19 protein-coding genes and 1 pseudogene are annotated in these 23362 nt (G+C 69.9%); 7 read left to right on the top strand and 13 right to left on the bottom strand.

Annotation, left to right across the window (positions count from 1 at the left end):
- A pseudogene (locus GFH49_RS40470) lies at positions 1-190 on the bottom strand (hypothetical protein); the annotation flags it as partial.
- A 126-nt stretch (positions 191-316) separates the two neighbouring features.
- Between GFH49_RS40470 and GFH49_RS27905 the strand changes: the two are divergent.
- The gene (locus tag GFH49_RS27905; protein ID WP_155058826.1) at positions 317-679 is read left to right on the top strand and encodes an ATP-binding protein; all 363 of its coding nucleotides are present in this window, start codon (positions 317-319) and stop codon (positions 677-679) included.
- Positions 680-751: 72 nt separating this feature from the next.
- Here GFH49_RS27905 and GFH49_RS27900 read toward each other — a convergent pair whose 3' ends face one another.
- Both GFH49_RS27900 and GFH49_RS27895 read right to left on the bottom strand, forming a co-directional pair.
- Complete coding sequence (locus tag GFH49_RS27900) at positions 752-1552, bottom strand: sugar phosphate isomerase/epimerase family protein (RefSeq protein ID WP_196218146.1); 801 nt, start codon at positions 1550-1552, stop codon at positions 752-754.
- Positions 1553-1563: 11 nt separating this feature from the next.
- The gene (locus GFH49_RS27895) at positions 1564-2502 is read right to left on the bottom strand and encodes a bifunctional helix-turn-helix transcriptional regulator/GNAT family N-acetyltransferase (RefSeq protein WP_155058824.1); all 939 of its coding nucleotides are present in this window, start codon (positions 2500-2502) and stop codon (positions 1564-1566) included.
- Positions 2503-2724: 222 nt separating this feature from the next.
- Here GFH49_RS27895 and GFH49_RS27890 point away from each other — a divergent pair, with 222 nt between their 5' ends.
- The gene (locus GFH49_RS27890; RefSeq protein ID WP_155058823.1) at positions 2725-3372 is read left to right on the top strand and encodes a hypothetical protein; all 648 of its coding nucleotides are present in this window, start codon (positions 2725-2727) and stop codon (positions 3370-3372) included.
- A 591-nt stretch (positions 3373-3963) separates the two neighbouring features.
- On the opposite strand, the gene GFH49_RS27885 is transcribed toward GFH49_RS27890, so the two are convergent.
- Positions 3964-5010 carry a LacI family DNA-binding transcriptional regulator gene (locus GFH49_RS27885; RefSeq protein ID WP_155058822.1) on the bottom strand — a complete coding sequence of 349 codons (1047 nt, stop codon included), beginning with the start codon at positions 5008-5010 and terminating at the stop codon, positions 3964-3966.
- Between the two features lie 367 nt (positions 5011-5377).
- Here GFH49_RS27885 and GFH49_RS27880 point away from each other — a divergent pair, with 367 nt between their 5' ends.
- From GFH49_RS27880 to GFH49_RS27870, 3 genes are read left to right on the top strand one after another with little or no spacing between them, the layout of a single operon-like run.
- Entirely contained in the window at positions 5378-6529 is a 1152-nt protein-coding gene (locus GFH49_RS27880) for a Gfo/Idh/MocA family protein (protein WP_155058821.1), read from the top strand.
- A complete protein-coding gene (locus tag GFH49_RS27875) occupies positions 6526-7677 on the top strand; it encodes a dihydrodipicolinate synthase family protein (protein ID WP_155058820.1) in 1152 nt (383 codons plus the stop codon). The genes GFH49_RS27880 and GFH49_RS27875 overlap by 4 nt, the downstream gene beginning before the upstream one ends.
- Entirely contained in the window at positions 7674-8513 is an 840-nt protein-coding gene (locus tag GFH49_RS27870) for a sugar phosphate isomerase/epimerase family protein (protein ID WP_230396527.1), read from the top strand. The genes GFH49_RS27875 and GFH49_RS27870 overlap by 4 nt, the downstream gene beginning before the upstream one ends.
- Before the next feature lie 201 nt (positions 8514-8714).
- Here GFH49_RS27870 and rbsD read toward each other — a convergent pair whose 3' ends face one another.
- The 9 genes from rbsD to GFH49_RS27820 form a co-directional block, all read right to left on the bottom strand.
- Positions 8715-9104: a D-ribose pyranase gene (gene rbsD / locus GFH49_RS27865; RefSeq protein ID WP_155058819.1), complete on the bottom strand. Its 390-nt coding sequence runs from the start codon at positions 9102-9104 to the stop codon at positions 8715-8717.
- Entirely contained in the window at positions 9101-10096 is a 996-nt protein-coding gene (locus GFH49_RS27860) for a ribokinase (RefSeq protein ID WP_155058818.1), read from the bottom strand. The genes rbsD and GFH49_RS27860 overlap by 4 nt, the downstream gene beginning before the upstream one ends.
- A gap of 65 nt (positions 10097-10161) precedes the next feature.
- Entirely contained in the window at positions 10162-12108 is a 1947-nt protein-coding gene (locus GFH49_RS27855) for an ABC transporter permease/substrate-binding protein (protein ID WP_155058817.1), read from the bottom strand.
- Entirely contained in the window at positions 12098-13681 is a 1584-nt protein-coding gene (locus tag GFH49_RS27850) for a sugar ABC transporter ATP-binding protein (RefSeq protein WP_155058816.1), read from the bottom strand. The genes GFH49_RS27855 and GFH49_RS27850 overlap by 11 nt, the downstream gene beginning before the upstream one ends.
- On the bottom strand, positions 13678-14766 hold the full coding sequence (locus GFH49_RS27845) for a LacI family DNA-binding transcriptional regulator (protein WP_230396526.1): 1089 nt from the start codon (positions 14764-14766) through the stop codon (positions 13678-13680). Before GFH49_RS27845 ends, GFH49_RS27850 begins: the two co-directional genes overlap by 4 nt.
- Positions 14767-15669: 903 nt before the next feature.
- A complete protein-coding gene (locus GFH49_RS27835; protein ID WP_230396529.1) occupies positions 15670-15936 on the bottom strand; it encodes a hypothetical protein in 267 nt (88 codons plus the stop codon).
- A gap of 22 nt (positions 15937-15958) precedes the next feature.
- Complete coding sequence (locus GFH49_RS27830) at positions 15959-16318, bottom strand: DUF6907 domain-containing protein (protein WP_155058814.1); 360 nt, start codon at positions 16316-16318, stop codon at positions 15959-15961.
- Positions 16319-16499: 181 nt separating this feature from the next.
- A complete protein-coding gene (locus tag GFH49_RS27825) occupies positions 16500-16763 on the bottom strand; it encodes a hypothetical protein (RefSeq protein ID WP_328288295.1) in 264 nt (87 codons plus the stop codon).
- A 253-nt stretch (positions 16764-17016) separates the two neighbouring features.
- Entirely contained in the window at positions 17017-18201 is a 1185-nt protein-coding gene (locus GFH49_RS27820; protein WP_155058812.1) for a helix-turn-helix domain-containing protein, read from the bottom strand.
- Between the two features lie 1351 nt (positions 18202-19552).
- Here GFH49_RS27820 and recD2 point away from each other — a divergent pair.
- Positions 19553-21820 carry an SF1B family DNA helicase RecD2 gene (recD2, locus tag GFH49_RS27815; protein WP_155058811.1) on the top strand — a complete coding sequence of 756 codons (2268 nt, stop codon included), beginning with the start codon at positions 19553-19555 and terminating at the stop codon, positions 21818-21820.
- Between the two features lie 221 nt (positions 21821-22041).
- Positions 22042-23331 carry a citrate synthase gene (locus GFH49_RS27810; RefSeq protein WP_155058810.1) on the top strand — a complete coding sequence of 430 codons (1290 nt, stop codon included), beginning with the start codon at positions 22042-22044 and terminating at the stop codon, positions 23329-23331.
- Positions 23332-23362 lie beyond the last annotated feature (31 nt).

Here is a 23362-nt window from a genome sequence, read left to right as displayed (position 1 = left end):
CCTCTTCGGCGTACCCACCGACCTGCGACTTTGCTGAGAAATTCGACCTTGCGTCAGCCCTGGCACCCAAGTACCCCATACGGTCACCCAGTTCGTTCTGCGAGAGCCCCGCGGCCGTACGCAGCATGCGCAGTACTTCGGCGAAGTACTGCGCGGCCGGTGACGACGTGTTCCTCTTCGGCTGCCCCATTGCGGCCGTTTGCGTTGGTCGACGCTCCGTCACTGGTCGACGGTACCTAACTGCGCCGACAGTGGTCTGGTGAACACAGAAAGTCACGAACCGAACTCCAACTCCCGCACATGGCGCCGTAGCTTCATGCCCATCCCCGAAAACGTCACCGAGGCCTGTCACGGCGCCCGTATCGTGCTTACGTCCTGGTCGGTGCCTGAGGACACCGCCGAGACGATCACCCTCGTCGTCTCGGAACTGGCCACGAACGCGATCCGCCACGCCCGCTGCCCCGGCCGTACCGTCGACGTAGCCCTCATCTACGACAGCGCGAAGACGATCGAGATCGAGGTCGCCGACGGATCACCGCACCACCCGATCCGCAAGCCCTATGGCCCCGACGCCACGTCAGGCCGAGGGCTCCTCCTCATCGAGGCACTCTCCGACGCATGGGAAGTCAGGGAGCGGGAGTTCGGGAAAGCGGTCTGGGTACGTGTGCTCAGTAGTTGACCAACTCCGCTGCCGCGGATCGTAGTTGTTCCCACTGGTGCCTGGACCCCGGCGCCGAACTCGCGGCCCCGCCTACGCCGACTCGTTGAGCAGCCGGGCCAGGTGCTCGCGCCCCGCCCCCAGCAGCTGCGGAAGCGGCGCGGCCTCCTCGTACCACCGCTTCTCGTACTCCCAGCAGAGCCAGCCGTCCCAGCCGTGGCGGGAGAGGACCTCCACGGTGTCGGCGAGCGGCAGTACGCCGGTGCCGAGCGCGAGGGGGGTCGTGTCGTCGGCGGCGGCGATGTCCTTGACCTGGACGTAGCCGAGGTAGGGGGAGAGGGCGGCGTAGGTCTCGGAGGGCTGTTCGCCGCCGAGCCAGGTGTGCATGACGTCCCAGAGGGAGCCGACCTGGCGGTGGCCGACCAGGCCCAGGATGCGGATCGCGTCGGCGCCGGTGCGGTGGGAGTCGTGGGTTTCCAGCAGGATGCGTACGCCCAGGTCGCCGGCGTACTCCGCGGCCGTGCCCAGGCGTCGCGCGGCCGTCGCGTCGGCCTCCTCGGCGGACTGGTCGGTTCCGGCGCCGGGGAAGACCCGGACGAAGCCGGCGCCCAGGTCGCGGGCGAGGTCCAGGAGGCGGTGGATCTCCTCGATCACCGGCTCGTCGGCGCCGGGCGCGGCCACGCGCGCGTACCCGGCCACGCCGAGGACCTCTACCCCGGCCGCCTTGAACTCGGCCACCACGTCGGCCCGTTCGGCGAGCCCGATGCCGGGGTGCACCGGTTCCTCAGGATGTGCGCGCAACTCGACGCCGTGATAGCCGTGCGTGGCCGCGAGCCGCAGCACGTCCGAGATGGGCAGGCCGGGGACGCCGAGGGTGGAGAACGCCAGTTTCATGGTCATGGACCCTACTCGTCACTCACCCGTCCGTGCAGGTCCAGGCGCCAGTCCTGGCCGACGAGATCCTTGCCGAAGGAGCGGTGGGGTTTCTCGGCGACGAGGACGAAGCCGTGGCGCTGGTAGATGCGGCGGGCCGCGGCGAGGACGTCGTTGGTCCACAGGACGAGGTCGCGGTAGCCGACGCCGCGGGCGAAGTCGATGACGGCGCGGACGAGGCGGTCGCCGATGCCGAGGCCGCGGGTGCCGGGTTCGACCAGCAGCAGGCGCAGGCGGGCCGTGGCCGGGGCGTCGTCCCGTACGCACATGATGCAGCCCACCGGCCGGCCGTCCAGCTCCGCGATCCACACCCGCTCCAGGTGAGGGTCGTGATCCTCCGCGAAGTCGGCGACGATCCGGGCCACCAGGCCTTCGTAGTCGGCGTTCCAGCCGTACTCGGCGGCGTACAGCGCGGCGTTGCGCTGCACGATCCAGCCGAGCTCGCCGGGGCCGGGTTCGCGCAGGAGGACGTTCTCGGGGGCGGGCGGGCGGCCCGCGGAGAGGATCGTGCGGACGGTGTGCAGCGCCTCGGTGAGGCGGGGGCGGTCGCCGGGCGGGACGGTGGCGAGCAGTGCGCCGACCGATTCGTCCGCGCGCTCGGCGAGCAGCGCGGCGGTCTCCCGGCCGCGCGCGGTGAGGGTGACGTTGCGGCGGCGGGGGTCGCGCGGCGACGGGGTGCGCTCGATCAGGCCGTCCTGCTCGAACTTGTTGAGGATACGGCTCAAGTAGCCCGCGTCCAGGGAGAGTTCGGCCCGCAGATCGACCGCGTCCGTGCGCGGGGAGTGCGCGAGTTCGTACAGGACGCGGGACTCGGTGAGGGTGTATGGGGCGTAGAGGTGGCGGCTGTAGTCGAGAGCGCCGATGACGTTCGTGTAGAAGCGGTTGAAGGCGCGGATGTCCTGGACAGTCATGAGCGTCGATCCCCGATTCCTGATCCCTGATCTCCGGATAGTTGACTCAGTCAGAGATGTTGCGGGTTCGAGCGTAGGGCGTGGGGAGGCGCCGGTCCAGGGGGTGCTCCGCCCGGCCGAGGTTCTGCCCATAAGGAAACGCTTGCGTTTCGATCGGGCTCGCTCTAATCTATCTGTACGAAACCGTTTCGTATCGATGAGTGAAGAGGTAACAACCCCGCCATGACGATTCTTCAGCTGCACCCCCGGACCGCCGTCGTACGCCCTGCCGGCCTGGTGGACGTACCCGCCGTGGTGCGCCTTCTCGCCCCGTCCGACACCTCGCCCGGCCTTCCGCTCCCGGTGCCGGAGGATTCCGCGGTGGACTGGGACCAGGCGCAGCGCGCCATGCGCCTGATGCTGGCCCACTACGCCCTCGAAGAGGGCGAGGTATGGGTGGCCGAGCGCGCCGACGGCAGGCTCCTCGCGGCCGCCGTGTGGCTGCCGCCCGGCGCCGGGTCCGAACCTCCCCACACCCGCTTCGCCAGCCTCTTCGCCCGCGAACTCGCCACCGCGGTTCCGGACGAGCCGGGCCTGCCGAAGGCGCTGAAGGCGGCCGGCGTCGACGGGTCGCACTGGACGGTGGTCGCTGTCTGCGCGCCGGACGACACGGAGGCCTGGGACCGCAGCGTGGTCGCCGATCTGCTCGCTCCAGGCCTGCGCGCCGTCGATGCCCAGGGCGTCGGCGCCGTCGCGGCCACGCTCTCCCCGCGCCACATGGACCAACTGCGATCCCTCGGATTCCGCCAGCCCCGCGCGGCCCGGATCGCGTCGAGGGTCGGGGTCTGGCTGGCGACCCGTCATCCGGTGAACTACCTGGCTGCCGCCTGATACCCGGGCGCTCCGCTGGTCATGCCGTTCAGAACCTCAGTCCCCCGGGGTGGGGCAGACGGCCACCCGCGAAGGCACCGCCCGCTGCGCTCTGCGGCACCGGGGAGGGCCTCCGCGTTCCTCGTCTCGCGGTACCGGGGAGGGCCTCCGCGTTCCTCGTCTCGCGGTACCGGGGAAGGCCTCCGCGCCCCTCGGTCTGCGGCACCGCGGAAGACCTGCGCACCCTCGGTCTCGCGGTACCGGGATCGCGTCCCGTCGGATGGTGTGGCCGGGCGGACTTCGTATCGTCGCGGGTCGTGTTCGTGATCGGACCAGGCATTCGGGCGCGAGCGGTCGAGCCCACGCTCACCGGCATGCGCGGTGGCCCGAGCGCTCCAACGCGTCGGCCGTGTACGGGGCCTCGGACGAGCACGGGCCAGGGGCCCTACACCACTCACGGGACGCCACCGGCACCAGGGAAGACCCCTGCCCCTCAGTCCTCAGCCCCTCAGTCCTCAGCCCCTCACTCCTCAGCTCACCCCTCAGCCCCGCGGCCCCGGAAGCCTCCGTCGGCCCCGGAAGCCTCCGTCGGCCCCGCCGCACCCCGTGCCCTCAACCCCGCGGCACCCCCGAAGACCCCCGCACCATCAGCTCCCCCCGAATCGTGGCGATCCCCCCGGGCGGCGGCTCCTCGCGCCCCATGGCGATGCGGCCGGCCCGCGCCCCCGCCTCGGCGAGCGGCAGGCGGACCGTCGTCAGCGCGGGGACGGCGTCGATGCTGAACGGCAGATCGTCGAACCCGGCGACGGACACGTCGTCCGGGATCCGCAGCCCGGAGTCCCGCAGGGCCGCGCACGCGCCCAGTGCGACGGAGTCGTTGGCGGCGACTACGGCCGTCAGGGAAGGGTCCCGGCGCAGCAGCTCCAGCGTCGCCTCGTAGCCCGACCGCCGGTCGTAGCGGCCGTACACCGTCCAGCGCGGATCCTCCTCGATCCCGTGCGCCGCCAGCGCGTCCCGGTGGCCCTCCAGGCGGTGCCGGGTGGTCGTACGTTCCTCGGGGCCCGCGATATAGCCCAGCCGCCGGTGGCCGAGGCCGATGAGGTGCTCGGTCAGTTCCCGCCCGCCCCCGCGGTTGTCGAAGGTCAGCGCGATCGCCTCGGTGTCCGGCGCCGGCGGCCGGCCGCACAGCACGACCCGCGTCCCCGCGTCGCCCAGCTTCCGCAGCTTCGCGGCCACCGCCGCCGCATGCGGCGCGTTCTCCACGGCACCGCCGGTCAGCACCACGGCCGCCGCCCGCTGCCGCTGGAGCAAGGTCAGATAGGTCAGTTCACGCTCCGGCGAACCCCCGGTGTTGCAGACCACGGCCAGCCGCTCACCACCGGCGCGTCCCCCTGGCCCCCCGATCTCCGACTGGATCGCGCCGGCCATGATCCCGAAGAACGGGTCGGCGATGTCGTTGACGAGAATCCCCACCAGATCCGACGTCGCCGCCGCCAGCGCGCTCGCCGGGCCGTTCAGCACATAGTCCAGCTCGTCCACCGCCCGCAGCACCCGCTCACGGGTGGAGGCCGCCACGGGATAGTTCCCGTTCAGCACGCGCGACACCGTCGCGGGCGAGACCTGCGCGCGGGCCGCCACGTCCGCCAGGGTCACCGTCATCTCGTCGTCCTCCGGTCGCGCATCTCGTCGTACCTCTTCGCACTCGTCTTCGTGCTCGTCAGCTTCGGTATACGCCGTCGTACGCCGTCGTACGCCGTCCTACGCCGTCCTACGCCGTCGTACGTCGTCGTATGCCGTGGTAGACAGGCCGGCCGGCGGCACGGTTCCCGCGCGCCGAGCAGACCTTAAGGCCATCCACCCCGGTTGTTCGCCCCCTCGAACAACTCGACCTCGCCACGGTCTTGTCCAGACCCCTGGTCAGAGGCTAGCTTCTGACGTGATAGAAAGCGCTTGCTGTACGGCTCACCTGTGACACGAGGGGCGTACGCGGCGCACCACCGCGTACAACGCCCACGAAGGGGACGACGTGACACGCAAGACGGTGCGTATCGCTATGAACGGTGTGACCGGGCGCATGGGTTACCGCCAGCACCTGGTCCGCTCGATTCTGGCCATCCGCGAGCAGGGGGGCCTCGACCTCGGCGACGGCACCGTGCTGTGGCCGGAGCCGATCCTGGTCGGCCGCCGCGAGTACGTGCTCAAGGCGCTCGCCGAGCAGCACGGGCTGGAGCACATCTCGACGGACGTCGACGCGGTCCTCGCGGACGACACCGTGGACATCTACTTCGACGCCCAGGTCACCTCCGCCCGCGAGGAGGCGATCAGGAAGGCCATCGCCGCCGGCAAGCACATCTACACCGAGAAGCCGACCGCCACCGGCCTCGAAGGCGCCCTGGAGCTGGCGAAGCTCGCCGCCGACGCCGGCATCAAGCACGGCGTCGTCCAGGACAAGCTCTTCCTCCCGGGCCTGCTCAAGCTCAAGCGCCTCATCGACGGCGGCTTCTTCGGCCGCATCCTGTCGATCCGCGGCGAGTTCGGCTACTGGGTCTTCGAGGGCGACTGGCAGGCCGCCCAGCGCCCCTCCTGGAACTACCGCTCGGAGGACGGCGGCGGCATCGTCGTCGACATGTTCCCGCACTGGGAGTACGTCCTCCACGAGCTCTTCGGCCGCGTGAAGTCCGTCCAGGCCCTCACCGCCACCCACATCCCGCAGCGCTGGGACGAGAACGGCAAGCCATACGACGCGACGGCCGACGACGCGGCCTACGGCATCTTCGAACTGGACGGCGGCGCGATCGCCCAGATCAACTCCTCCTGGACCGTCCGCGTCAACCGCGACGAGCTGGTCGAGTTCCAGGTCGACGGCACGGAGGGCTCGGCCGTCGCCGGACTGCGCAACTGCCGCGTCCAGCACCGGTCCGCCACCCCCAAGCCGGTGTGGAACCCCGACATCCCCGCCACCGAGGTCTTCCGCGACCAGTGGCAGGAGGTGCCTGAGAACGGCGAGTTCGACAACGGCTTCAAGGCCCAGTGGGAGCTGTTCCTCAGGCACGTCTACGCCGACGCCCCCTACCACTGGGACCTCCTCGCCGGTGCCCGAGGCGTCCAACTCGCCGAACTGGGCCTGAAGTCCGCGGCCGAGGGCGTCCGTCTCGACGTGCCGGAGATCGCCCCGTGACCATTCAACTCCCGGACTCCGAAGGCGGGTTGAGGGCCTACGAACCCCGCCCCGAACCGCTCGCCGCCACCCCCGGCGCCCCCTTCACCTCCCGTACGGTCTTCTCGGCGGCCCATGTGGTCGCCGACCCGTTCGCCGACGTCACCCCCGATTCGCCCGCCGCCGTCGACTGGGACGCCACCCTCGCCTTCCGCCGCCACCTGTGGTCCCACGGGCTCGGTGTCGCCGAGGCGATGGACACCGCCCAGCGCGGGATGGGCCTGGACTGGGCGGGCGCGGCCGAGCTGATCCGGCGCAGCGCCGCCGAGGCGAAGGCGGTCGGCGGCCGGATCGCGTGCGGTGTCGGCACCGACCAGATCGTCCAGGGCTCGCTGTCCGAGGTCCGGGCGGCGTACGAGGAGCAGCTCGCGCTGGTCGAGGAGAGCGGCGCGCAGGCGATCCTGATGGCCTCCCGCGCGCTGGCCGCCACCGCGTCCGGCCCCGAGGACTACCTGGAGGTCTACGGCCATCTCTTGCGCCAGGCCTCCGAGCCCGTGATCCTGCACTGGCTCGGCCCCATGTTCGACCCGGCACTGGAGGGCTACTGGGGGTCGTCCGACCTCGACGCGGCCACGGACACCTTCCTGGAGGTCATCGCCGCCCACCCCGACAAGGTCGACGGCATCAAGGTCTCCCTCCTCGACGCCCAGCGGGAGATCGACCTGAGGCGCAGGCTGCCGCAGGGCGTCCGCTGCTACACCGGCGACGACTTCAACTACCCCGAGCTGATCGCGGGCGACGAGCAGGGCTTCAGCCACGCCCTGCTCGGCATCTTCGACCCGCTGGGGCCGCTGGCGGCGGAGGCGGTCCGGGCCCTGGACACGGGTGACGTGGCCGGCTTCCGGGGCCTGCTGGACCCCACCGTCGAGCTGTCCCGCCACCTTTTCCAGACACCCACCCGCTTCTACAAGACGGGCGTGGTCTTCCTGGCCTGGCTCGCGGGCCACCAGTCGCACTTCACCATGGTCGGCGGCCTGCAGTCGGCCCGCTCCCTCCCGCACTTCGCCCGCGCCTACGAACTCGCCGACGGACTGGGCCTGTTCCCGGACCCGAAGCTGGCTGAGGAGCGGATGAAGAACCTGCTGTCGCTGTACGGGGTGAACCAGTGAGCAATCCGGAACTGTCCCGCTTCTCCATCAACCAGATGACGGTGAAGCAGCTGTCGCTGCCCGAACTGGTCGACGCCTGCCTCGAATCGGGCGTTCCCGGCGTGGGCCTCTGGCGCGAACCGGTCCAGTCGTACGGCCTTGAGGCGACGGCGAAGCTGGTCCGCGACGCGGGCCTGACGGTGACAACGTTGTGCCGGGGCGGCTTCTTCACGGCGATCGACCCGGCGGAGCGGGCCGAGGCCCTGGCCGACAACCGCCGCGCGATCGACGAGGCGGCGACGCTCGGCACGGACACCCTGGTCCTGGTCTCCGGCGGCCTTCCGGCGGGCTCCAAGGACCTGCACGGAGCGCGGGAGCGGATCGCCGAGGCGCTGGCGGAGCTGGGCCCGTACGCGGAGTCGCACGGCGTCCGTCTGGCCATCGAGCCGCTCCACCCCATGTACGCCTCGGACCGCTGCGTGGTGTCGACGTTGACTCAGGCTCTCGACCTGGCGGAACGCTTCCCGGCGCACCAGGTCGGCGTCACGGTCGACACCTACCACATCTGGTGGGACGACACGGCGCCGGAGCAGATCGCCCGGGCCGGCGCGGGCGGCCGTATCCACACCTTCCAACTCGCCGACTGGACCACCCCGCTGCCGCAGGGTGTGCTCACCGGCCGCGGGCAGATCGGCGACGGCTCGATCGACATGCGGGAGTGGAAGGGGTACGTGGAGGCCGCCGGGTACACCGGGGCGATCGAAGTCGAGCTGTTCAACGACGAGTTGTGGGCGCGGGACGGGCGGGAGGTACTTGCCGAAACCGCCCAGAGGTTTGTGCAGAACGTGGTCCGGTAACGGCGGTCGGGTAAGGCTCCGGCAAGAACCCGGCAAGAATTTCTGAGAGACCGTGCAACCCTTCCGGCACCTCCCGGGTCGTACTTGGCATCAGGACTCTCGGAGGGGGATCTGGGGGGATCGCGGGGGGTCCTGAGTGGAGGGGAAAAGCCGAGGGGCCCGGTCGACGGACCGGGCCCCTCGAAACATGTGCGCGACCGGTCAGAAGAAGACTCCGCACCTCAGCAGCACATTCGCGTACGGCCGTGCCTCGCCCGTGCGGACCACCAGCCGCGCGCCCGCCGACAGTTCCTTGAGCTTCTCGTGGGAGACCAGGTCGAGTCCGGGGAAGCGGGCCCCCAGCAGCGAAGAGGCCTCCGCGTTCGCGTCCCGCACCTCCGCCGCCGCCGTAGCCCCCTCCACCACCAGCTCGGCCAGCAGACCGTCCAGCACCTCGGCGAAGGACGGCACCCCGGCCCGGAAGGCCAGGTCGACCACGCGGGGTCCGTCCGGTATCGGCATACCGGCATCGCACACCAGCACCCCGTCCCCGTGGCCCAGCTCGGCCAGGGCACCGGCGAGATGGCGGTTGAGGATGCCCGCGCGCTTCACAGCGACTCACCTCGCAAGGACTCGCCGGCCGGCCTCTGTGAGCCGTCGTCTCCACCGGGCATCCGGCGGGCGTTCCCCGGAACGGCACCGCACAGCGCCTCGACCTCCGCCGCCGTGGGAAACGACTCCTGCGCGCCCGGCTTCGTGACGGCCGCCGCCCCGACCCGGGCCGCGTACGCCGCCGCCTCGGTCAGGGACGCGCCCGCGCCGAGCTGCCAGGCCAGCGCGGCGGTGAACGCGTCGCCCGCGCCCGTCGTGTCCACGGCGTCGACCTTCACGGACGGGATCCGGGTGACGCCCTCGGCGGTGGCCACCAGCGCGCCGTCCGCGCCCAGCGTCACGACCACCGACCGCGGGCCCTTCGCGAGCAGGATCCGCGCCCAGCCCTCGGGGGCGTCCCCTACGGCGGACTCGCCCAGGATCACCTTCGCCTCGTGCTCGTTCACGATCAGCGGGTCGCAGGCGGCGAGGAGTTCGGACGGGAGCGGGCGCGGCGGGGACGGGTTCAGTACGAAGCGGCTGCCGTCCGCCAGATTCCGTACCACCTCCATCACCGTCTCCAGCGGAATCTCCAGCTGGGTCGAGACCACCCGGGAGGCCTGGAAGAGGCTGGCCGCGACCCGTACGTCCGGCGGCGTCAGGCGGGCGTTGGCGCCCGGCGAGACCACGATGCTGTTGTCCCCGGACGGGTCCACGGTGATCAGCGCCACCCCGGTCGGCACGCCGCCGACCAGGACGCCCACCGTGTCGACGCCGGCCGCCCGCTGCGAGTCGAGCAGCATTCGGCCGTTGGCGTCGTCGCCGACCCGGGCCAGCAGCGCCGTACGGGCACCGAGCCGGGCGGCCGCGACCGCCTGGTTCGCGCCCTTGCCGCCGGGGTGGACGGTGAGGTCGGAGCCGAGCACCGTCTCCCCGGCGGCGGGCCGCCGCTCCACACCGACCACCAGGTCGGCGTTGGCGGAACCCACGACCAGGAGGTCGTAGTCGTACATGAAATGTCTCCCCGATTCGGTCAGAGTCGGTTTCGGTTGAGGTCCGGTCATCTGAGGTCCGGTCATCAGCCGCCGAAGCCGGCCACGTTCTCCTTCGTGACCACCTTCACCGGCACCTTCACCGTCGCGCTGACGTTCTTCCCCTCGGCCGCCCGGACGGCGTTGTCCACGGCGATTTTCCCAAGCTCCTTGGGCTGCTGCGCCACGGATGCGTACAGCGTGCCTGTCTCGACCGCCTCCAGTCCGTCCGGAGTGCCGTCGAAACCGACCACCTGGACCGACTTCCCGGCCTTCGACCCCAGAGCCTTGACCGCGCCGAGCGCCATCTCGTCGTTCTCGGCGAAGACGCCGTCGATGTCAGGGTGAGCCTGGAGGAGATTCGTCATCACGTCGAGGCCCTTGGTGCGGTCGAAGTCCGCGGGCTGCTTGGCGACGACCTCGATGCCCGGGTACTCCTTCAGCCCGGCCTCGAAGCCCGCGCCGCGCTCACGGCTGGCGGACGTACCGGCCTGGCCCTGGAGGATCACGATGGTGCCCTGGCCGCCCAGCTTCTCGGCGAGCGCCCGGGCGCCCAGCCTGCCGCCCTCGACGTTGTCGGAGGCGACCAGCGCGGCGGTCTCGGCGTTGTTGACGCCGCGGTCGACGCCGACGACCGGGATGCCGGCGTCATCGGCGGCCTGCACCGCCGGGCCGGCCGCGTCCGAGTCGACCGGGTTCACGATGATCGAGCCGAGGCCCTCGCTGGTGAAGTTCTGCAACTGGTTGGCCTGTTGCGCGGCGTCGTTCTGCGCGTCGGTGACGGTCAGGCCGACGCCGAGCTTCTCCGCCTCCTCCTGGGCGCCGGCCCGGATCTGCACGAAGAAGGGATTGTTGAGGGTGGACAGGGACAGGCCCACCTTCTGCTGGGCCGCACTCGACGAGCCGGTGTGCAGGAGGGAGGTGGCGCCGATCGTCGCCGCCGCGACCACCGCGGCGAGGGCGTACGTCATCGCCTGCTTGCGCTTGTCACCGCCCCCGCCGGTCGTCACCGGAGTCGCCCCGGCCTTGCGGCGCACGGTGTCCAGCAGTACCGCCAGCGCGATCACGACACCGATGACGACCTGCTGCCAGAATGCGGACACGGACAGGAGGTTGAGGCCGTTGCGCAGCACCCCCAGGATCAGCGCACCGATCAGGGTGCCGGACGCCTTGCCGGTTCCGCCGGCCAGCGAGGCGCCACCGATGACGACCGAGGCGATCGCGTCCAGCTCGTAGCCCTGCGCGGCCTGCGGCTGCGCGGAGGACAGCCGGGCGGCGAGCACGATGCCCGCGACTGCCGCGAACAGTCCGGAGAACGCGTAGATCGCGAGCTTCTGCTTCTTCACCCGCAGCCCGGACAGCCGGGCCGCTTCCTCGTTGCCGCCGATCGCGTACATCGAGCGGCCGATGTACGTCCGTCCCAGCACGAGCGCCGTGATGAGCCCCATGGCGACCATCACGAGCACGGGCACCGGCAGCCAGCCGCCCAGCGTGTCCCCGAGGTGCGAGACCGAGTCGGGGAAGGCGATCGGGGAACCCTCCGAGATCACCAGGGACAGACCGCGCGCCACGGACAGCATGGCGAGCGTCGCGATGAACGGCGGCAGTTTGCCGTACGAGATCAGGAAGCCGTTGACCAGGCCGCACGCGAGACCGGTGGCGATGGCCATGAGGACCGCTATCCCGACCGGAATCCCCTGCGAAGTCGCGCTCCAGGCAAGGACGGTGGCCGACAGCGCCGCCACCGAACCCACCGACAGGTCGATGCCCGCCGACACGATCACGAAGGTCACGCCGAAGGCGAGGACGGCGGTCACGGCCGCCTGGGAGCCGACGTTGAGGAGGTTGTCCGTCGTCAGGAAGTCGCCGGACAGGGCCGACATGGCGATGACGAGGACGATGAGCGCGGTCAGCGCGCCGTTGTCGAGCAGCAGGCGGCGTATCCCCGCGGCGCCACTCGCGCCCGATGCGCCCTTGAGCGTGTCAGTGGCCACGGGAGGCCTCCGTTCCGGTCTTGTCGGTGGTGAGGTTCTGCTCGGTGGTGGAGTTCTGCTCGGTGGCGGAGTTCTGCTCGGTGATGGTGTTGCTGACGGCGAGCGCCATCACCGCGTCCTGCGTTGCTTCGCCGACGGCGAGTTCGCCCGCGATCCGGCCCTGGGCCATCACCAGCACCCGGTCGCTCATGCCGAGCACCTCGGGCAGATCGCTGGAGATCATCAGTACGGCGGCGCCGGCGGCCGTCAGCTCGTTGATCAGCTGGTAGATCTCGACCTTGGCGCCCACGTCGATCCCGCGCGTCGGTTCGTCGAGGATCAGCACCTTGGTGTCGGCGAGCAGCCACTTGCCGATGACGACCTTCTGCTGGTTGCCGCCCGACAACGTCCGCACGTGCTGGCCGAGTCCGGCCATCCGCACCCCGAGCTGCCCGGCGATGCGCGCGGCGGCCTCGCGCTGCCCCTTGAGGTCGACGAGACCGGCCCGGGAGGCGGCGCGCATCGTGACGAGACCGAGGTTGTCCTCGACGGAGGCGTCGAGCACCAGGCCCTGGCCCTTGCGGTCCTCGGGGATCAGCCCGATGCCCGCGGTCATCGCCGCGTTGACGTCGTACCCGGGAATCGAGGCCCCGGAGACCTTCACGGCACCCTTGTCGTACGGGTCGGCGCCGAACACGGCCCGCACGACCTCCGTACGACCGGCTCCGACCAGCCCCGCGATCCCGACGACCTCACCGGCGCGGACCTCGAAGGACACGTCGTGGAAGACGCCGTCCCTGGTGAGCCCCTCCACCTTGAGCAGGGCGTCCCCGGCGTCGGCGCGCTCGCGCGGGTACTGCTGCTCGATCGACCGCCCGACCATCAGGCGTACGAGTTCGTCCTCGGGCGTGGCGGCGGGGACCTGTCCGACGGACTTGCCGTCCCGGATGACCGTGACCCGGTCTCCCAGGGCGGCGATCTCCTCCAGGTGATGCGTGATGAAGACGATGCCGACGCCGTCCTCGCGCAGCCTGCGCACGATGGAGAAGAGCTTCTCGACCTCCTCGGAGGTGAGCACGGCGGTCGGCTCGTCCATGATGAGCACGCGCGCGTGGAGGCTGAGCGCCTTCGCGATCTCGACCATCTGGAGGCGGGCGATGCCGAGTTCACGGACGCGCGCGCGGGGCGACACGTTGACGCCGACCCGCTCCAGCAGGACGGCGGCCTCGGCCTCCATCCGCTTGCGGTCGATCATCCCGTAGCGACGCGGCTGGCGGCCCAGGAAGATGTTCTCGGCGACCGTCAGATCGGGTACGAGGTTGAACTCCTGGTAGATGGTGGCGATGCCCAGCCGCTCGGCGTCCTGCGCCCCGCGGATGTGCGTCTCCGCGCCGTCCACCAGGACGCGGCCCGCGTCGGGGTGGTAGGCGCCCGACAGCATCTTGATCAGCGTGCTCTTGCCGGCGCCGTTCTCGCCGAGCAGCACATGCACCTCGCCCCGGCGCAGGTCGAAGTCGACGCCGTCGAGCGCGACCACACCGGGGAAGGACTTGCGTATGCCCTCGATGCGCAGCAACTCGTCCTCGTTGCTCACGACGTGCTCCTGTTCTGTTCAGGGTTCTCGTTCTGTGCGCGGCTCTGGTTCTGTGCGGGGCGCTGGTTCTGTTCGGGGTTCTGGTTCTGTTCGGGGTTCTCGCCGCACGAGCGGCGTACGACGAGCCGGGCGGGGAGAGTGACGGACTGGGGAGGCCGCCCCTCGATGCGGTCGACGAGCGCCCGGACGGCGGCCCGCCCCAGCTCGCCGGTCGGCTGGGCGATGGCGGTGATCGGTGGGTCGGTGTGCACGAACCACGGGATGTCGTCGAACGCGGCGAGTGCTATGTCACATGGCACGCGCAGCCCGCGCGCGCGTACGGCATCCAGCGCGCCGAGCGCCATCAGGTTGTCGGCGGCGAACACGACCTCGGGCGGCTCGGCCAGATCGAGGAAGCCCTCGGTGACCCGGCGTCCGCTCTCGGCCTGGAAGTCGCCCTGGCCTATGTAGGCGTCCGGGAGGGGAATCCCGTACTCGGCCAGGGCCTCCCGGAACGCCTCCACGCGCTCGCTGCCGGTGGTGGTGGCAGCGGGGCCCGCGATGATGGCGAGCCGCCGGTGCCCGAGCCCGTGCAGATGCGCGACGAGATCCCGTACGGCGGCCCGGCCGTCGGCGCGTACCACGGGTACGTCCACACCCGGAATCCACCGGTCCACGAACACCATCGGCGTCCCGGCCCGCGCGGCGTCCAGCATCAGCGGGGAGCCGCCGTCGGTGGGGGAGACGAGCAGCCCGTCGATCCGCCGGTCCAGCAGATTCCGCACGTGGTGGTCCTGCAACTCGGGCCGTTCGTCGGCGTTCCCGATGATCACGCTGTACCCGAGCGCACGGGCCTCCTCCTCGACGGAGCGCGCCAGCTCGGTGAAGTACGGGTTCAGCACATCGCTGATGACCAGCCCGAGGGTGTGGGTCTGGTCCGTGCGCAGGGAGCGGGCGACGGCGTTCGGGCGGTAGCCCAGCGTCTCGACCGCGGCCAGCACGCGCGTGCGCGCGTCCGCGCTGACCGACGGATGGTCGTTCAGGACGCGCGAGACCGTGGCGACGGAGACCCCCGCCTCGGCAGCGACGTCCTTGATGCTCGCCATCGCCGCTCCACCTCCTCGTGGAATCGATTACATGCTGAGGCCTAGAGAGGATTGGAATCGATTACACGGCGAGGTGGCAAGGGGTGGAGCGAAGGGTGAGACCGGATTGTGACCTTTGGGGTGAGTGCCTGGTTCAGGGGCGGCCGGGGGCGTCAGCGAAGGCCTGGCACTGTGGGCAGGCAAGTCGTGGAAGCAACTGGACCGGGACTGGCTGCTGCCGCCGGACGATGCCGACGCGTGAGCGCCGGGCGTCCTTGAGGACCTGGGCGCAGGCCTGCGCCCGGACATGCGGACGGCCCCCGGAGCGAGGCTTCGGGGGCCGCTGTGGGTGCGTCAGACGGTTGCGTCGAGGTGCTTGCGCAGTTCGATGCGTACGCCGTCGAGTCCTGCGCGCAGGGCGTCCGCCTGCTGCTCGACCCTGTGCACCCGGCGCCGCATCTGCGCGTCGGTGAGGACGACGACCGCCGGTCTGGTGGTTCTGAGCCGTTCCCGCTCCGCCTCCCGCGCGTCGTCCAGCCGCTCACAGATGACGCCAGCACGGACTCAACGACCTCAAGCGCGGTGGCCGCGGCCGTCAGCGGGTCGGGCCCCTCGCTGCGCCTGCTCGGACTCTTCGGGGTGCTCACCTTCGGTCTCCTCTCCCCCTACGCGGAGCACGGTGTGGGGGGAAGAGACCGCCCGCCCCGTCCGCGTGGCAGCAGGACACCGGACGGGCGGTCGATCCACGGGGTCCGTACGGGCCGGGAGGCCGCCCGCCCTGTCTGAGGGGTGGGACAACGGGCGGACGGCCGACTTGGGGCGCGGCCTACTCGCCGCAGTGCGCGATACCCCAGACCAGGGCCGCGCCGATGACTGCCAGGACAACGAGGTACCCGACGATCAGACGCCGTTCCCGCTTCGCCGTCACAGCAGCTCTCCCCTAGAACGGGCATTGGCCGCCGCCGCGCCCGCGCTCAGTGCCTCGGACACCGTGACCGGCCGCAGCCGGTCCGGCCGCGCGTCCCACTCCAGACCACCGCCGACCGGCCGCAGCTGCACGTACGGACCGATGAACCCCATGACACGGCCCACCTTGTGGCGCTCGGTGTCCTCCACCGTGTCCCCGAGGCGCACCCCAACCGCCTCCGGCTGCGGGGGAGTCGGCTCGGGCCGTTCGCTGAGTGCGTTCACCGCGACTCCCCCCAGCCAGTGATCACGGGTTCGATCCGGTCTGCGTGCGCGCCCGCACCTGTCCGAGCTGCGCCGTGAGCCGGTCGGCCAGGGCGCGCAGACGCGCGGGAGTGACCCTGACCGAGGCGCCGCCGACCTCAAGGACCACCCCGATGGACCGGTCATGCTCGCTGAACTCGCCCACATCCAGGCACACGTACAGCCACTCGGACGGCCCGTGCGCCGACGGCACGGTCAACGACAGTTCCAGGCCGGTGTGGGCCACGTCGGCACGGTGCTGCACGGGACCGGCCGTGTGGTCGACGCTGCACCACTCGGGGCAGGTGATCGTGACCGGGCCGTGGTCGCGGGTGTGCACGGTCACCGTGCGCCGCCCGCTCACCGCCCGCCCCCTTGAGTGTGCCGGTGGCAGGAGCACGGGCAACGGCGCAGCAGGAGCAAGCCCCCGCCATGGGGCAACGGCACATCCTTGGTCTGGCGGCACTCGGCATGCAGGCCCCGGTACTCCGGCCGCTGCGCAAGCCCGCACTCAGCCGACAGATACGCGCCCGGCGCGGTCGTAGTCATCGGGCCCGCCGTTCCGCGCCGACGACATGCCGGTCAAGATCGATACCGAAGTCCGCCGCGAGTACCGCCGTGAGCAGTCTGCGGCGTCCCCGCAGCCGCTCACGGGCCCGTTCGGCCGCCACCACGTACGGCCGCACCAGGGCCGTCTGTTCGCCGCGAAGCGGCGTCTCGAGGCCGTACGGGGAACGCCGGGCCGGGGGCCACGTCTGCGCCCGCCGGGGCGCGACAGGGGCAGGCGTGGAGTTCGAAGGCGCAGGCACAGGGCCAGAGAGGGCTGTTGCAGAGGGACGGGAACCAGCCCGCCGTCTGCCAGTCCCCGGGGCGAATGTTTGTTGCACCCGGGCGGCGATACAGCGGATAAGGTCGTGCATGTTGGCGCTCCTCACTAGCGTCGGCCACGCCCCGGGGCCCTGCCAGGCCGCCGGGGTTTTACGTGCCAACTCAGAGTGCCGACATGCGACGGCCGGAACTATCAGACATCACTGATAGCTCCGGTCATGGGTTGACGCTATGTCACATACCCAGCCATGCACCGTAGTTGCTGAAGGTGTCGGGCATCCGGCGCTTCGCTGCTTCCAGCCCGGCGTACGTCTCGCGCACCGTCGGGTGGTAGCGCGTCTGCTGTGGGGCGAGTTTGCGCGCCTTAAGGAGGCTCTTGAACGCCGCGTCGGTGCGGCCCGTCCACATCTGGGCCCGCGCGACCTCTGTGTGGTGGTGAGCAAGCCGGGACGCGGGCCAACCGTCCGGAGTGATGATTCCCTGCGCTTCGTGGACGGCTTCGGGGTACAGGTCGAGTTCCGTCAAGACGCTCACACGGTGTACGCCGACGTTGGTCGGCCCGAACGACAGCCAATGGACCTTCTCGGCTGGGCCCGTTCGCTCAGCGATGCGGGCGGCTTCGCTGAGGTGTCCCTCCGCAGTGTCCTTGTCCTTGTCGCGTCCCGCCAGTACGGCAGCGCCGAGGTGCAGTTGTCCGGTGACGACATCGAGCACCCGCCCCGTCTCTGCCTGTTCCAATGTGGACATGCCCAGGCTGATCAGGCGCTTGCCCGTCTTGTAGTCGCTCGCCCGTAGGTACGCGAGCGCCCGCAGGTACTGACGCATCCCGCCAAGTAGCGGATCGGATGCGCGCTGCGCCGCCCAGTCCATACGGTCGAGTGCCACCGTGCACAGATCGGGGAACCCGAGCTTCGTCGTCACGTCGTAGGCGGTCCGGTACGTGCTCGCGAGCAACCGCCAGTTGCGGTCAACAGGATTCGTGTAGGCCGTTGTCGTGGCCTCATGGACCAGGCCGGGAAGGTCAGCGGCAACCTGCTTGATGTTCGTCGCGCGGACCATGGCACACAGCTTCTCTGCGTGCTCTTCCAGTTCGTGGGTCGGGCGCGGGGTCACGTCCGGATCGGGGCCCAGGTCGTAGACGTTCAGAGCCTCGCGAATCGGGTTGATCAGGCCGTCAAGCTGGTCTTGCCGCAGCTCTTCGAGGTAGGGCTGTCCGGTCAGTTCAGTGACTGGTACCGACAGGGCGCGGGCGAACGCTCCGATGACGGAAGGACTCGCGGGCATGACGCCCTGTTCCACTTTGGTCAGCGTGCTGTACGAGACGTGTGAGAGATCTGCCAACTCGCGTTGCGTCAACTGGCGGACTTTGCGCGCATGCGCGATGCGTGCGCCTGCGTGCCCTTCAGCGTGCGGGGGCATACTGGTCTCCGTTCTGCTTCGACACCAGAACGGTACCCCTGGTCAGTTGCAGGGGAACGGTGATCGGCCCCCGCCGCCGGCGGGGGCCGTCGCCCTTGCCGACGCCAACGAACCCGAGCAAGCCGCCGACGAAGCGCGCCTCCGCCGGCAGCGGCCGGGACCGGTCAGTCGAGGTCCGGCGGGAACCCGGAGCGGACTGTGGGTCCGGCGAAACCGGCCCTTGCCCGTCCTCACCCCCAGTGCCTCCCCCCACTGTCAGACACGGCCGGTACCGTCGGATCATGTCCAGGCAAGAGGCGGAAGCGGACCGCCGACTGGCAACGTTGGAAGGCGTGCTCGAGCGCATCCCACATCACCAACCGACGTGACCTGCGTCAGGAGGGGGTGGTGACGTGGATCAGTCGAGTCATCCGGCGTTGGCCGAATTGCAGGGCGTCCCGGAGCGGATGCCGCTTTTGGATCGTCGCCGGCGCCCCGTGGCCTCGTGGGTTCCCGCGGACGCGACCTCAAAGCTGAGCAGCGTCCTCGCGGTCGGGACTCCGTCAGACTTCACGACTTTCGTCGCCGCGTCTGCTTCTGTCGGGTACGCCGACGTAGGGAAGGGTGGCGCTCCCGGTGTCGCAGCAGCTCACGCCCCAGATTGAGTTTGTCTGGGGACTTTTCTGGGATGAGTTTCTGGGTCAAATCGGCAAGTACCTGAGCCAAATCGACTACACCTGCAACGATGATCGTCAATGTCAGGAAGATCATCACGCCCCACCATGGAGCGCCGCTGAGGGCCAGCCATCCGGTACCGCCAGCCGTCGCAACGCCGCGCGGCCACATCCGTTGCGGCGGTCGAGGGGACGGTGGGGCTGGGGTGCGGGTTGTGCTCATCTCGGCGGGATCACCTATCGCTACAGGCGAGCCGAGCGGCTGAAAGGCATACTCAGCTCACCACATGAACGTGTGGTTGAGCCGAGACGCTTGTCCGAGGTGTTGTCAAGGTCTTCGGGGTACTGCTGGTGGTGCTGCAGACTTCATGTCTGCCGTGCTCCCGGATGGCCAACCGGCGGAGAAACATCGCCAGTTGCAGAACTCTCCGGCTGTCTACGCGTGGCGCGCACCTCGGAACGCGCCTTCCTTGTCGTGTGACCCGGGAACTGTCCGGGTCGTGTGGTCCGGAACTGTCCGGTCCATCGGCAAGTGTGCCGTGCCGGTCGTAGATCCGCCAACCGGCCTGGTAGACCACGTGTCCACCCGGTCACTGGTTGCGGGGATGGTCAACGGACCCTCTCAGTGATCAAGGCTGGGTGTCAGTGGTCGGCGGTAGCCTTCTTGTCAGTGCGAAGGCCAGAGGGGCAGGTGACGGGTGTCCAACGCAGGTGCTAGCTCACCCCGGGAGGGCAGGCCCGGCCTTTGCGAAGTCACTGGCGTTCTCGAACGGATCACGTACGCCAACGAGGAGAACGGCTATACGGTCGCCCGCGTCGACACGGGACGCGGCGCCGGCGACCTGCTCACGGTCGTCGGCGCGCTGCTCGGCGCGCAGGTCGGGGAGTCGCTGCGGCTGGAGGGCCGCTGGGGCTCGCACCCGCAGTACGGCAAGCAGTTCACCGTCGAGAACTACACGACGGTCCTCCCGGCCACCGTCCAGGGCATCCGCCGCTATCTCGGCTCCGGGCTCGTCAAGGGCATCGGGCCGGTCTTCGCGGACCGGATCACACAGCACTTCGGGCTGGACACCCTGCAGATCATCGAGGAGGAGCCCAAGCGGCTCATCGAGGTCCCCGGACTCGGCCCCAAGCGGACCAAGAAGATCGCCGACGCCTGGGAGGAGCAGAAGGCGATCAAGGAGGTCATGCTCTTTCTGCAGACGGTGGAGGTGTCCACGTCCATCGCCGTGCGCATCTACAAGAAGTACGGCGACGCCTCCATCTCCGTGGTGAAGAACCAGCCCTACCGGCTCGCCGCCGACGTCTGGGGCATCGGCTTCCTCACCGCCGACAAGATCGCCCAGTCCGTCGGCATCCCGCACGACAGCCCGGAGCGGGTGAAGGCAGGCCTGCAGTACGCCCTCTCGCAGGCCACCGACCAGGGCAACTGCTACCTCCCCGAGGAGCGGCTGATCGCCGACGCGGTGAAGCTGCTCCAAGTCGACACCGGCCTGGTCATCGAGTGCCTGGCCGAACTGGCCCTGCCCGACGAAAACTCCGGCGAGCCCGGCGTCGTACGCGAACGGGTGCCCGGTGAGCACGGCGAGCCCGTCACCGCCGTCTACCTCGTCCCCTTCCACCGCGCCGAACTCTCCCTCGCCGCCCAGCTGCTGCGCCTGCTGCGCACGGACGAGGACCGGATGCCGGGCTTCCGGGACGTGGCCTGGGACAAGGCGCTGAGCTGGCTGAAGGGGCGTACCGGGGCGGACCTGGCGCCCGAGCAGGAGGCCGCCGTCAAGCTGGCGCTGACGCAGAAGGTCGCGGTCCTCACCGGCGGGCCCGGCTGCGGCAAGTCCTTCACGGTCAGGTCCATCGTGGAACTGGCCCGTGCCAAGAAGGCGAAGGTCGTCCTGGCCGCCCCCACCGGCCGCGCCGCCAAACGCCTCGCCGAACTCACCGGCGCCGAGGCCTCCACCGTCCACCGGCTGCTGGAGCTGAAGCCCGGCGGCGACGCCGCCTACGACAAGGACCGGCCCCTGGACGCGGACCTGGTGGTCGTGGACGAGGCCTCCATGCTGGACCTGCTGCTCGCCAACAAGCTGGTGAAGGCGGTGCCCCCGGGAGCGCATCTGCTGTTCGTCGGGGACGTGGACCAGCTGCCCAGCGTGGGAGCCGGCGAGGTGCTCCGCGATCTGCTGGCCGACGGCAGCCCGATCCCCGCCGTCCGCCTCACGCGCGTGTTCCGCCAGGCCCAGCAGTCGGGCGTGGTGACGAACGCGCACCGGATCAACTCCGGGCAGCACCCGGTCACCGACGGCATGAAGGACTTCTTCCTCTTCGTCGAGGACGACACGGAAGAGGCCGGCCGCCTCACCGTGGACGTCGCGGCACGACGCATTCCAGCCAAGTTCGGGCTCGACCCGCGCCGCGACATCCAGGTGCTCGCCCCCATGCACCGCGGGCCCGCGGGCGCCGGCCACCTCAACGGCCTGCTCCAGCAGGCGATCACACCGGGCCGCCCCGACCTGGACGAGAAGCGGTTCGGCGGCCGGGTCTTCCGGGTCGGCGACAAGGTCACGCAGATTCGGAACAATTACGAGAAAGGCAAGAACGGTGTCTTCAACGGCACCGTCGGCGTGGTCACCTCGCTCGACCAGGTCGACCAGCGCCTCACGGTGCTGACCGACGAAGACGAGGAGGTTCCGTATGAATTCGACGAACTCGACGAACTGGCCCATGCGTACGCGGTGACGATCCACCGCTCGCAGGGGAGCGAATATCCGGCAGTGGTGATCCCGGTCACCACCGGGGCCTGGATGATGCTCCAGCGGAACCTGCTGTACACGGCGGTGACCCGGGCCAAGAAGCTGGTCGTCCTCGTCGGTTCGCGCAAGGCGATCGGACAGGCGGTGCGCACGGTGTCGGCGGGACGCCGCTGCACGGCCCTCGACTTCAGGCTCTCGCCGCGGCCCCTGGAGGGCTGACGCGGGGCCGTGGGAAAAATGATCGATCAAATGAGTCGTTTGGGTCACACAGCACTAGCAGACCGGGAACCAGAAGGGGCAGGATGAAACAGTCCGCGGCACTCAGTGCCGCCGATAGGCCCAATGGTCGACCCCGAGTGCACTCACCTGCGCCAAATGGGGGATGGTAGAGGCAGTCAGGGCAACCTCGATGATGAGGCACAAGGTCGGTGAGGGAAGACGTGAGCGACAACTCTGTAGTACTGCGGTACGGCGACAGCGAGTACAACTACCCAGTGATCGACAGCACCGTCGGTGACAAGGGCTTCGACATCGGCAAGCTCCGCGCCCAGACCGGTCTGGTGACGCTGGACAGCGGCTACGGCAACACCGCCGCGTACAAATCCTCCGTTACCTATCTGGACGGCGAAGCGGGCATCCTGCGGTACCGCGGCTATCCGATCGAGCAGCTGGCGGAGCGCTCCACCTTCCTGGAGGTCGCCTACCTGCTGATCAACGGCGAGCTGCCGACCGTCGACGAGCTCACCACGTTCAAGACCGACATCACGCAGCACACCCTGCTGCACGAGGACGTCAAGAACTTCTACAAGGGCTTCCCGCGCGACGCCCATCCGATGGCGATGCTGTCGTCGGTCGTCTCGGCGCTGTCCACGTTCTACCAGGACAGCCACAACCCGTTCGACGAGACGCAGCGCAACCTCTCCACGATCCGCCTGCTCGCCAAGCTCCCGACGATCGCGGCGTACGCGTACAAGAAGTCGATCGGCCACCCCTTCGTCTACCCGCGCAACGACCTGGGGTACGTCGAGAACTTCCTCCGTATGACGTTCTCGGTCCCGGCGCAGGAGTACGACCTCGACCCGGTCGTCGTCGCGGCCCTCGACAAGCTGCTGATCCTGCACGCGGATCACGAGCAGAACTGCTCGACCTCCACGGTGCGTCTGGTCGGCTCCTCCCAGGCGAACATGTTCGCCTCGATCTCCGCCGGCATCTCTGCCCTGTGGGGCCCCCTGCACGGCGGTGCCAACCAGTCCGTCCTGGAGATGCTGGAGGGCATCCAGGCCGCCGGCGGCGATGTCGACTCCTTCATCCGCAAGGTGAAGAACAAGGAGGACGGCGTCCGGCTGATGGGCTTCGGCCACCGGGTCTACAAGAACTTCGACCCGCGCGCCAAGATCATCAAGGCGGCGGCGCACGACGTGCTGTCCGCCCTCGGCAAGTCCGACGAACTCCTGGACATCGCCCTGAAGCTGGAGGAGCACGCGCTCTCCGACGACTACTTCGTCTCGCGCAGCCTCTACCCGAACGTCGACTTCTACACCGGCCTGATCTACCGCGCCATGGGCTTCCCGACCGAGATGTTCACGGTCCTGTTCGCCCTCGGCCGCCTCCCGGGCTGGATCGCCCAGTGGCACGAGATGATCAAGGAACCCGGCTCCCGCATCGGCCGCCCCCGCCAGATCTACACGGGCGTCGTCGAGCGTGACTTCGTGCCGGTGGAGTCGCGCTGACGCTTGCTGGTGAGGGGCGCTGGTGGTCCGG

Source organism: Streptomyces blattellae, assembly GCF_009709555.1.
Classification (GTDB): domain Bacteria; phylum Actinomycetota; class Actinomycetes; order Streptomycetales; family Streptomycetaceae; genus Streptomyces; species Streptomyces blattellae.
This window is presented reverse-complemented; position numbering and strand designations above follow the sequence as displayed.